We start from the raw sequence: 12274 nt of genomic DNA, 5'->3' as shown, positions 1-12274 counted from the left end.
GGCGGCCTATGTGTTTTTCTGTCGTCAGAAAAATGCCGCATAAGCCTGTATTTACGGGGGTTTCCATCCTGAAAAAGTACTCGGCAATATCAAAACAACACTAGTTGTAAACTCGGCGATCCAGTAATCTTCCCTTACAAATGGACTTCCGTAGTGGGTGAAGAGATTGGCAGGTTTTCATTTTATTTCAGGCTTGCCGCGTTCCGGGTCTACCCTGCTCTCCGCCATCCTTCTGCAAAACCCAAAATTCCACGCCGGTATGACCAGCCCACTCGGATCGCTGTTTTCCGGCGTGCTCGAACAGTGCAGCGCTGGCAGTGAATTTGGCTCGGTTATTGACACCGGCATGCGCCAGCGCCTGCTGCGTGGGTTGTTCGATTCCTACTACGCCGATAAAGCCGACAAGCCCGTTATCTTCGACACCAACCGCCAATGGTGTGCACGTTTACCTGCGCTCAAAGAACTGTTCCCCCAGGCCAAGACCATTGCCTGTGTGCGTAACGTTGCCTGGGTGATGGATAGCATCGAGCGGTTGTACCGCGCTAATCCGTTCGAGCACACCAAGTTGTTTTCCGATGCGAGTGAGCGCAATACCGTTGAGAGCCGCGTCGAAACCCTGGCTCAACGCAACCGCTTGGTAGGGTTCGCCTGGTCCGCGCTTAAAGAAGCCTATTACGGTGAGCAAGCCGACTCGGTGTTGATCGTCGACTACGACCTGCTGAGTCAGGCCCCCGAGTTGGTCATGCGCTTGGTCTACGACTTTATCGGCGAGCCTTGGTTCGAACATGACTTCGAGAACCTGGTCTATGACGCGCCGGAGTTCGATCAAGGTCTCGGCATGAGTGGTCTGCACAAAGTAAGACGCAAGGTCGAGATGACACAGCGGCGCACGATCCTGCCGCCAGATATTTTCGAGAAGTACGCAGAGTTGTCCTTTTGGAACGATGGTCGGTCCAGTGCCGCCAACGTCATCCGTATAAAAAACTGAAGTCGTTATCAACTGATAGCGGTCATTCGTTTGAGAGTCTGAGTGTCGAGCGCAGGTGAGCCTCATGTGGTGGAATAAAGCTAAGTCGTCGAGTGCAAGACAGGTAGCGCCACGGGCGAAAGCTTTGGCTGCGCCATTGATCATGTCGCTTGAGCCGCGAATGCTGTTCGACGGTGCGGTCGCCGCGACGGTTGCGGACACCGCTCACGCCGACAGCCATGCCACCACGGACGCCGCCAAGCCAGCGGCGGCGACCGATCATGCTACCAGCAACGATAGCCATCCCCAGACCGATACGGCCGCAACGCCGACACCGACACCGCCTGCCATCCCCGGGCAGACCGTGGTGTTCGTCGATTCGCGGGTCAAGGATTCCGACAGCCTGCTCAAAGGCGTCTCGGCCGGTACCCAGGTGGTCCAGCTCGACGCTACCAAAGATGGCTTGCAGCAAATCGCCGATTACCTGGACCAGCATCATGGCGTGAGCTCGGTGGAGATTCTGGCACACGGCAACGCGGGCGACCTGTGGTTGGGCAATAGCTACATTTCCGCCGATAACCTGGCCGCACGCAGCGCCGTGTTGGCCGAGATTGGCAAGGACATGAACACTGGCGGCGATATTTCGATCTACGCCTGCAACACCGCCGAGGGCGCAAGCGGCATGGCCTTCGTCGACTCGCTGGCGCAATTGACCGGGCGTGACATTGCCGCGTCCACCAACCGCACGGGTGTGGGTGGCGATTGGACGCTGGAAATTGCCACTGGGGTGATCGAGAGCCATAACGTGCTGTCGCAACAGGCCATGGCTGATTATCAGTGGGGGCTTCAAACCTTGACGGTGAAGGACTCGTCGGACGACGTCCTCGACCCACTCTCATTGCGTTATGCGCTGAGTCATGCGGTGGATGGAGACATCATCACCTTCGACACCGGGCGCACCATTCAGCTCAGTGCGGAACTACTCATCAGCAAAAAAATCACCATCGATGGCGACCTGAACAACGATGGCGTTGCCGACGTAACGCTGGATGGTCAATACAAAAGTCGTGTCATTGAGGTGACTACAGGCGCGACGGTGACCCTGGATGGCCTGATTGTCACTAAAGGGCTGGTGGCCGGTAATGGCTCGAACGCTGGCGTAGGCATTGCCGCTACGGCATCAATGGGCGGCGGGATTTCAAACGCAGGTGATCTGACCCTGCATAACGTCACGGTGACCGGAAACGCAGCATCGGGCGGGGGCGGGGGCGGGGGCGGCAACTACTATTGGACTGCTGTCGGTGGCGGTGGCGGTGGTGGCGGTATCGGGGGCGGGAAAGGCGGTAACGGTGGCAGTGGCTCCTACGGCAACCGTAGCTACGCGGGCGTGTCAGGGACCAGCAACCTCGGAGGCCGAGGTGGTGCCCCTTCCTGGTATTCAAGTAGTATCGGCGGCGCTGGTGGTTCTAGCGTGGGAGGTTCAGGAGCGAACAGTCCCTTTGGTTTCGGGGGCGGCTCGGCAGGTGGCACGGCGAGTAACGGCAGCCTGTCTATTGGCGGCGGCGGCGGTGGCGCCGGCTATAATGTTAAAGGTGGTAATGGTGGGAACGCAACGGGTGGTATCTATAATGCCCGTACCGGCATCTTGAAAATTGTCGGTACCTCGGTCATCTCCAACAACCTGGGGGCTGGTGGAGGAGGCGGAGGCGGCGGTTATAATTCGGGTGCCATCGGCGGTGATGGCGGTGAGGGCGTCGGCGCGATATGGAACAAAGGCACATTACTGATTACCGCCGCTAACGTTGCGGCCATCAGCAGTAACGCAGGCGCGAGCGGTATTGCCGGAACTTCCTACTCTTATGGTAGCGGCGCTAACCAGGCCTCCGTCAACGGGATATTCAATGACGGTGGCACGCTCGACCCTAACTATTTGTCCGCCAACATAGTGGTCGCCAGCAATACCTTGAAAGTGGGCGAAACGTCACAGGTGACCATCACCTTCAGCGAGGCGGTGACCGACTTCACCAACGCTGACCTGACCATTGCTAACGGCACGCTTAGCGCGATCAGTTCCAACGACGGAGGCAAGACCTGGATCGCGACCCTGACCCCGACGGCAGCAATCACGGACAGCACCAACGTTGTTACGCTCGATAACACAGGCGTGCTGGTCGGAGGGTATGCAGGGGCTGGCATCATCACATCCAATAACTACGCCATCGACACCGTGCGGCCGATGGCGACTGTCGTTGTCTCGAACCCTGCGCTGAACGTGGGTGGAACGTCCACGGTGACCATTTCCTTCAGCGAAGCGGTTAGCGGTTTCACCAGCACCGACATGAGCGTCACCAACGGCACCCTGAGCGCCCTGACTACCAGCGACAGCAAGACCTGGACCGCGACCCTCACTCCGACCAATGGCATTACCACTGCCAGCAACACGATGACCCTGGACAACACCGGCTATACCGATACGGCGGGAAATGCCGGTGTCGGGCTGGCTGTTTCCAACAACTACGCCATCGATACCGTGCGGCCGACCGCGACCATTGTGGTGGCCGACACGGCGCTGAGCATCGGCGAAACTTCACCGGTGACCATCACTTTCAGCGAAGCGGTCAGCGGGTTCACCGCAGCCGACCTGACGGTTGTCAATGGTGTGCTCAGCGGGCTGACAACGAGCGATAACATCACCTGGACCGCGACGTTCACCCCAAACAGCGGGGTGAGCAATACAATCAACGTGATTACCCTGAGCAGCAGCAGCGTGGTCGATGCTGCTGGTAATACCAACGCCAGCACCACCTACTCCAATACCTACGCCGTCGACACCCAGCGGCCGAACGCGACCGTCTTGTTCGCCAACACCAACCTGGGTATCGGCCAAACGTCGTTGGTGACCATCACCTTCAGCGAAGTCGTGACCGGTTTCACCAACGCCGACCTGACAGTCTCCAATGGCACTCTGAGCGCGGTGAGCAGCAGCGACGGCGGCATCACCTGGACCGCGACCTTCACCCCGACAGCGAGTATCGTCAGCGCGAGCAACCACATCACCCTGGACAACACTGGGGTCCAGGATACGGCGGGCAACGCCGGCAGCGGCACTACCACGTCGAACAACGTGGTCATCGACGGCGTGCGTCCGACCGCGACTGTGGTGGTTGCGAACCACTCCCTGATCATTGGCCAGACCTCGCTGGTGACCATTACCTTCTCGGAAGCCGTGGTCGGTTTCAGCAACGCCGACCTGACGATCGCCAACGGCACCTTGAGCGCGGTGAGCAGCAGCGACGGTGGCATCACCTGGACCGCGAACTTCACCCCGACGGCGAGCATCACAAACGCCAGCAACGTCATCACCCTGGACAATACCGGCTATAGCGACACCAGCGGCAACGCCGGGACCGGCAGCACCAACTCCAACAACTACGCCATCGATACCCAGCGTCCGACCGCGACCATTGTTGTCGCCGATCCTGCGCTCACGGCCGGCGAAACCTCGTTGGTGACCATCACCTTCAGCGAAGCGGTGACCGGCTTCACCCTGGCCGACCTGAGTGTGAGTCAAGGTAGCCTGAGTGGCTTGAGCACCGGCGATGGCGGTATCACCTGGACCGCGACTTTCACTCCGGGCACCAATACCAGCAGCGCGACCAACGCCATCACCCTGACCAATACCCGTATCGCTGACATCGCTGGCAACGCTGGCGCAGGCACCTCTAACTCGGCGAACTTCAGCATCGACACCGTGTTGCCCTCGGCGACCATCGTGATGGCGAACCCGTCTCTGAAAATCGGCGACACCTCGCTGGTGACCATTACCTTCAACGAGGCGGTGACCGGGTTCAGCAATGCCGATCTGTCGATTACCAACGGCACCCTGGGCGCGGTGAGCAGCAGCGACGGCGGCATTACCTGGACCGCCACGTTCACCCCGTCGGCGAGCATCACCGATGCCACCAACCAGATCACCCTGGACAACACTGGGGTCCAGGCGGCCGTTTCGGGCAATGTCGGCAGCGGCAGCAGCGTTTCCAACAACTATGTCATCGACACCCAGCGTCCGACGGCCACTGTCGTGGTCGCGACCGATCATCTGGGCATCGGCGGTACATCCCTGGTGACCATCACCTTCAGCGAGGCGGTGACCGGTTTCAGCCTGGCCGACCTGACGATCGACAACGGTACCGTGAGCAGCCTGAGCACCAGCGACAACATCACCTATACCGCGACCCTGACGCCAGCGGCGGGTATCACCCAGGGCAACAATCTCATTGTCCTGGACAACAGTGGCGTGGCCGATGGTGCTGGCAACGCCGGCTCTGGCACCACCAACTCGAACACTTACGACGTCGACAGCGTGCGCCCGACGGCGACCATCGTGGTCGCCAACCCGACCCTGGCGGCCGGGCAGACCGCGCTGGTGACCATCACCTTCAGCGAGGCGGTGACCGGGTTCGACAACAGCGATCTGAGCGTGCCCAATGGTACCCTGAGCGCGGTGAGCAGCAGCGACGGCGGCATCACCTGGACCGGGACTTTCACCCCGACCAGCAACGTTCACGACACCACCAACCTGATCAGCCTGAACAACGCGGGCTATACGGACCTGGCCAATAACGCCGGCACCGGCATCACCAATTCGGGCAACTTTACCATCGATACGGTGCGCCCGACCGCAACCATCGTGGTGGCGGACAACGCCCTGAACATCGGCGAAACCTCGCTGGTGACCATCACCTTCAGCGAAGCCGTGACCGGCTTCAGCAACGCCGACCTGACGATCAGCAACGGCACATTGACCGCCGTGACCAGCAGCGACGGCGGTATCACCTGGACGGCGACGTTCACGCCAACCAACGCCATCACCGACAGCAGCAACCTGATCAGCCTGGACAACAGCGGTGTGCAGAACGCCTCAGGCAATACCGGCAGTGGCACCACCGACTCCAACAACTTTGCCATCGATACGGCGCGTCCAACCGCAACCATCGTGGTGACCGACCCTGCCTTGGGCGTCGGCCAGACCACGCAGGTCACTATCACCTTCAGTGAGGCGGTGAGCGGGTTCGATAACAGCGACCTGACCATCGATAACGCCACCCTGAGCAATGTCACCAGCAGCTATGGCGGCATTACCTGGACCGCCACATTGACGCCGTTAGCCGGCATCACCGACACCAGCAACATCGTCCGGCTGGGCAATGCCGGCGTTCAGGATCTGTCCGGCAATATGGGCAGCGGCACCACCGACTCCAACAATTACGCCGTCGACAGCCAACGCCCGACAGCGACTATTGTGTTGAGCGATACGCTCCTGAGAGCAGGGGAAACCTCGCTGGCAACCATCACCTTCAGCGAGGCGGTGAGCGGCTTCGACAACAGTGATCTGACCATCGCCAACGGCACTTTAAGTACGGTGAACAGCAGCGACGGCGGCATCACCTGGACCGCTACGTTCACCCCGACCATGGGCCTGACTGATACCACCAACGTCATCACCCTGAATAACACTGGCGTCTCAGACCTGGCTGGCAATGCGGGTGTGGGCACCACCGACTCCGCCAACTATGTGGTGGAAACCCAGGTTCCGACCGCGACCATCGTGGTGGCAGATAACGCCCTCAAGGCCGGCGAAACCTCAGGGGTGACCATCACCTTCAGCGAAGCGGTGAGCGGTTTCACCAACGCCGATCTGACCATTGCCAATGGCTCCTTGAGCAACGTCAGCAGCAGCGACGGCGGCATTACCTGGACCGCGACCTTCATACCAACGGTTGACGTGACGGACAGTACCAACCTGATCAGCCTGGACAATCGGGGTGTGACCAACGCTTCGGGCAACAGTGGGGTCGGCGTGACCGACTCGAACAACTTCACCATCGATACGGTGCGCCCGACCGCAACCATCGTGGTGGCGGACAACGCCCTGAACATCGGCGAAACCTCGCTGGTGACCATCACCTTCAGCGAGGCGGTCAGCGGGTTCGACAACAGTGATCTCACGGTAGCTAACGGTTCCCTGAGCAACGTCAGCAGCCGCGATGGTGGCATGACTTGGACCGCAGCGTTCACCCCGACCGGTAACATCACCGGCGCCAGTAACCGGATCACCCTGAACAATAGCGGCGTCAGTGACCTGGCAGGCAACGCCGGAGTGGGCAGTACCGACTCGAACAACTACGCCGTCGACACCCAGCGGCCTACCGCCAGTGTTGTGGTCGCCAGTTCGGCGTTGACCGCAGGACAGACGTCGCAGGTGACCATCACCTTCAGCGAGGCCGTGAGTGGTTTCGATCTGTCCGACCTGAGCGCCACTAATGGCACGCTGTCGAACTTGTCCAGCCACGATGGCGGCCAGACCTGGACTGCCACCCTGACGCCGACGGCCAATATCAACGTCGCCAGCAATCTGGTCAGCCTGAACACCCTCGGCGTGACGGACCTGGCAGGCAATGCTGGCACCGGCAGTACAAACTCCAATAGCTTTGGCATCAACAGTATTTCCATGACCGGTGACCCGGAATTCCGCACCAGTATTACGCCAGCTGCGCTTCCGGGCGTGTCCAACGTGGCGCTGCAACCGAACGTGTTCGCTGCGCCGCCCGGCAATCTCGGCTCACCGTTGGCCTTCAACTCGCTGTTTCAGTCGCCGACCCTGGGCAGCGATGTACCGGCCCTAGGCAACATCTTCATCAATAATCAGGCGCTGGCGCCAAGTTATATTGCCCAGGTTTTCGGTAGCAGCGACAGCACGGGCAGCGTAACCAGTGGCTTTCATGGTGCTGGCGGGGGCGACGGTGGAGTGTTCGGTACTAGCACGATTTCCGGGGTATTTGGTCGGGACTCGGTGCCTGATGTTTCGCCGCTGAACGTGTTCGACGGTAAGCAATGGAACAGCAGTAGCAAAAATGCAGGCGAAGGGGTGCGCGGAATTTTTGGCGCGCCGACACTGAGCCAGCAATTGCATCAACTCAAAGAAAACGAGCAACGCCAGATTCGCGAATTGACGTTGGCGCTTGTGCAGATCGGCGCGAGTGAAGCGCAGGCCTGACTATAAAGAAGCTGTTTGCCGTACTAGGGGTTAGGGATGAATAAGGCTCAGAAGTTGTTCAGCGTCAGCTTGCTGGCGTTGATTGTGAGTGGTTGTGCGGTCACCAGTAAGCCGATCGATCGAAGTGAAAGCGAGCAGCGCGCCAAGAGTGATCTGGTCGATATGTACAAGGATCAGGAGCCGCTCAATGGTCCGCTGACCTTGCATGAGGCGATGGCTCGCGCGGTGAAATATAACCTCGAAGCCCGCCTTAAAGTCATGGAAGAGGCCATGGCTCAGCGTCAGGTCGATCTGGCCAGCTTTGACATGCTGCCACGCATGGCGATGAGTGCCGGTTACGCCGGGCGTAATAACGTCGGAGCCTCCAGCAGCCAAAGTATCCAGACCGGAACCCAGTCGTTGGAACCCTCGACCTCCCAGGACCGCGACCGCCGGGTTGCCGACTTGACCATGGTCTGGAACGTGCTCGATTTTGGTGTCAGCTACATCAGTGCCAAGCAACAGGGCGATCAGCGCCTGATCGTGCAGGAGCGTCGGCGCAAGGTGGTTAACACTATCGTCCAGGACGTGCGTTCTGCTTACTGGCGTGCTCTGGCTGCTGAACGGTTGCTCACGCAAATCGACAGTCTGATGGCGCGCGTCGAAAAGGCCCAGACCAACAGCGAGGCCATGAGCGACCAGCGCGTGGGTGACCCGGTTCAGGCCCTGAGCTATCAGCGCGCCCTGATCGAAGCGACCCGGCAACTGGAAGACCAGCGCCGCGCTTTATCCTTGGCCAAAACCGAGCTCGCAACCCTGATCAATCTGCCATTGGGTTCCGATCTGAAGCTGGCAGCGCAAAGTGATTACGAGGTCCCCGTGCTGAAAGTGGGCCTTTCTCGTTTGGAGGACGAGGCCTTGGCCAGCCGTCCTGAACTGCGCGAACAGGATTATCAGACGCGCATCAGCGCTGCAGAAACCCGTAAAGCCATGCTGCGCATGTTGCCGGGGCTTGAGTTCTCTGCTGGCGGGCATTACGACAGCAACTCCTTTCTGGTCAACCAGAGCTGGGCTGATTACGGCGTCAAGGTGACCTGGAACCTGTTCAACGTGATTTCGGCGCCCGCCGCCATCAACGTTGCCAAGGCAGGGGAATCCGTGGCTTCAGCTCGTCGGCAGGCCATGTCGATTGCGATTCTGGCGCAGTTGTATGTTGCCAACGCCAATTACCAAGAGGCCCTGCGTCAGTTCAAGACCAGCCAGCAATTGTCGAAACTCGACGGGCAGATTGTCGGCCAACTGCGCAATCGCTATAAGGCCAACAGCATTGGCGAACTCGATTTGATTCAGGGTGAACTCAATACTCTGCAAGCCGATTTGCGCCGTGACTTGTCCTACGCTGACTTGCGCAACGCCTATGGGCAAATCTTCGCCAGTGCCGGCCTTGATCCGCTGCCAGTGACGTTGGAATCGACGGAAATAAAATCCATTGCCAGCGCGTTGGCTACGCGTGAAGACGGCTGGGCGCAGGGTAAGATCTCGACGCCATGAGTGGGATGCGTTCGACGTCGCCTGACAGGCGCTCTGTCGGCGCGTTTGAACGCTGCGCTTTTCCATCGCCCAAAATTAAGCCCGGCAAAAGCCGGGCTGAAAGAACCTGCATAAGGTGTTAGCTCACACGGTTTGTACCGACGTGGTCATCGCTGATATTGATAGTCCGGAAAAATCATACTGATCATAGGATTAGCGATTTTTTTCCGGGCGATGCGAAGGAGTAGTGCGAGGGGTGTGGTTTTTTCGATGCTCGCAGCGTTCTATTTTTTGACCGAAATCGGGGCAGGAAAGTGCAACAAGGTCGGCGCAACGGCCATTCATCATTAGCCGTTGCAGCCTGTTGTAACTATTCCACGACCGCAGTCAGCTCGGGTGTACCGAAGCCTTTGAGTTCGGCATGCGAGCGTTCGAAGTAACCCGTCCAGAAGCTTTGCAAGTTCTGGATCAGTTTGCCGGAGCGGTAGCCGTTCTTGTTGTCTTGAGGGACGAACGCAGCACCGTGAACATAGACGCGGGCTCCCGCGAAGTCGGCAAACAAATTCTGCTTTTCGACCTTGGCCAACTCGGCTGCGGGGTTGATATCGCGTATCCGATTAGCCGCATAGAAACTGCCGAAGTCGCTGTATTCGAGCATGTCGGACATCAAGAAAATGACCTGTTCGTTGGCGTCTTTGGCGTTGCGCAAATCGGCGGAAATTTCCCGCAAGCTGAACAGGATCTCACTGCGCGGAATGTCCGTGCTGGAGGTGCCCATGGTCGCTGCGAATGCCTTGCCGAAGTTCTGCCAGAGCACCTGCGGTTGAGCTTTCAGACAGTTGCCCAGTTTGCGCGCAGGCATCATCGGCACATCGCCAATGACACTGTCTTGCAACGGATTTTCCAGGGTTCCGGAGAATTGCAGTCGGGTGTAGTGCCCTTCCAGGTAGGCGCTGAAGCTGTAAAGCCGCAGCTTGTCCCCAGGCTGAATGAACCGCTTGATGTGGCTCCAGGCGGTTTGCTGCAGCTCCTTGGTCAGCGGCGTGGTCTGGTCGATGATAACCGTCAACAAGCGCCCCGAAGAGGGCGCCTTGAACTCGGTCAACTTGCTTTGCTCATAGCAGCTGGGCACGTCGTTGCGCTCAGCGCCCCATGCTATTAGCGGGACAAAGGCCAGCACAGCGATCAGTGTTTTGATCATCATCAGCTTTCCTGCTCGTCCAGCATCTGGAGTTTGTAAGCACGGCGGATCAGCGTTTCGTCCACGCCTTTTTTGCCCGCGACATAGGCTAGGTCTTCCTCCTCATAGCCGGTCAGCTTGCCCCAGGCGTGCGGGTCGAAACCGGCCGTCTTGGTGGAGACGTGTGCAATGGGTTCTGGCGTGACATCGACCGCGGAGGTCACCACAGCGGCTTGCCGTGTTTCGGCCGCGATGGGGTCAGGGATGGCCGACAGGTTTTCGGACCTTTTGTTTTCGATGAAGCGCTCAAAGGTCCGCGCGTGTTTGTTCGATTCCTTCTCGCTGTGATCAGTGCCAGAGATATGGAACTGGGCCGACAGCAGCGCTTGCAGCGTGCTCAGTGCCTGTTGTGCGTCAACCGCAATGGAGCTTACGAGGCGGCGGTGATAGGCCACATATTCATCGGCGTTGGCAAAACCGACGGTCTGCTCCCAGGCCTCTTTCGATTTGCTGCCAACAAAACCTCGGGAGTACGCCAGGTAAGTGCTGGTGAACTGAATGAACACGAACAGTGCGCTGAGCACGCCGAAAGTGATCATCGACGCGCGGTGCATCGAATCAATCTGGTCCTGAGCGCTTTTGGTTTTCGAATCGTTGCCCAGCGACTTCATGTCGTCGGTGATCGGGAAGTCATTCGAGGACGGGAAGTCATCGGCCGAAGCACTGATGGCCGGAGGGTTGGCGATCAACTCGGCCTCTTGGGCCTGCAGAGTTTCAGCCCGCACCCAGAAGGCTGCAACCGCCAGAATCAGGATGAAAACGCCATAGGCGACAGTGATGCCGAAGGACTTGGCTGGCGTTTGCTTGCTGTAGTTGACCTTGATGCGGTTGAGCATCTGCTGGTACGCCGGGCGGTCATTATCATCGTAGGTTTTGTCGATATTAAGCCGGTCTTTTTTGATGAAGTCGCCTTCCTCACCTTTCTTGCGCATGGTGGCGTAGGCCATGATCTGGCCGACCATGTGGTTCAGGTACAACTGGCGACCGGTCAGCTCAGACAGCAGCAAGGCGATGATCGAAATGACCAGACCAATACCAAACGCACCCGCCAGCGCGGTGTTGGGCGTGGCGAGTGTCATGGCGTATGGCGACAACGCGTAACCGAACGCAGAGGCTTCGATCACCATCAGCATGATCACCAGCATCCACAGCCACATGCTTTTTTCGATGCGGTGATCCTCGCTGACTTTCATCAGATAGTCTTCGCACTTCTGAAAGAACTGACCATTTTTTACATGGCCCTCGTAGTAGTGGTAGTAGGCGCTGCACAGCTGGGTTTCGGCGTCGAGGAAGTGGGTTTTCGGGTTCTGTTCGCCCGGATGATTGACCCAATGTTTGATCTTCCCGAACAGCGGGACGTTGTGCCGGGCCAGCATTAAGCCGTAACGCACTTTGTTCCAGTAGATGACCACCGGAATCATGAGAAAGAGCGTCGCCAGGAGAGGCACAACGATGTACCAGTAGGCGATGAAGAACGCCTGAATTGTCTGCAGCATGTTAT

General features: G+C 58.7%; 5 protein-coding genes. 3 read left to right on the top strand and 2 right to left on the bottom strand.

The annotated features are described in order from the left end of the window. Nucleotides 1-166 precede the first annotated feature (166 nt). From ACVBEG_RS23670 to ACVBEG_RS23660, 3 genes are all read left to right on the top strand, one after another. Entirely contained in the window at nucleotides 167-988 is an 822-nt protein-coding gene (locus ACVBEG_RS23670; protein ID WP_447108354.1) for a sulfotransferase family protein, read from the top strand. Nucleotides 989-1052: 64 nt separating this feature from the next. Continuing rightward, complete coding sequence (locus ACVBEG_RS23665; protein ID WP_447108353.1) at nucleotides 1053-8024, top strand: Ig-like domain-containing protein; 6972 nt, start codon at nucleotides 1053-1055, stop codon at nucleotides 8022-8024. 36 nt (nucleotides 8025-8060) lie between these two features. Further along, nucleotides 8061-9554 (top strand): TolC family protein, encoded by a 1494-nt coding sequence (locus ACVBEG_RS23660; RefSeq protein WP_322177236.1) that lies wholly within the window; start codon nucleotides 8061-8063, stop codon nucleotides 9552-9554. 349 nt (nucleotides 9555-9903) lie between these two features. On the opposite strand, the gene ACVBEG_RS23655 is transcribed toward ACVBEG_RS23660, so the two are convergent. Both ACVBEG_RS23655 and ACVBEG_RS23650 read right to left on the bottom strand, forming a co-directional pair. Further along, nucleotides 9904-10737, bottom strand: coding sequence for a hypothetical protein (locus tag ACVBEG_RS23655; protein WP_322177237.1), 834 nt, complete (start codon nucleotides 10735-10737; stop codon nucleotides 9904-9906). Beyond that, complete coding sequence (locus tag ACVBEG_RS23650; RefSeq protein WP_322177238.1) at nucleotides 10737-12269, bottom strand: hypothetical protein; 1533 nt, start codon at nucleotides 12267-12269, stop codon at nucleotides 10737-10739. The genes ACVBEG_RS23655 and ACVBEG_RS23650 overlap by 1 nt, the downstream gene beginning before the upstream one ends. Nucleotides 12270-12274 lie beyond the last annotated feature (5 nt).

This window comes from Pseudomonas sp. GG8 (assembly GCF_052976945.1).
This window is presented reverse-complemented; position numbering and strand designations above follow the sequence as displayed.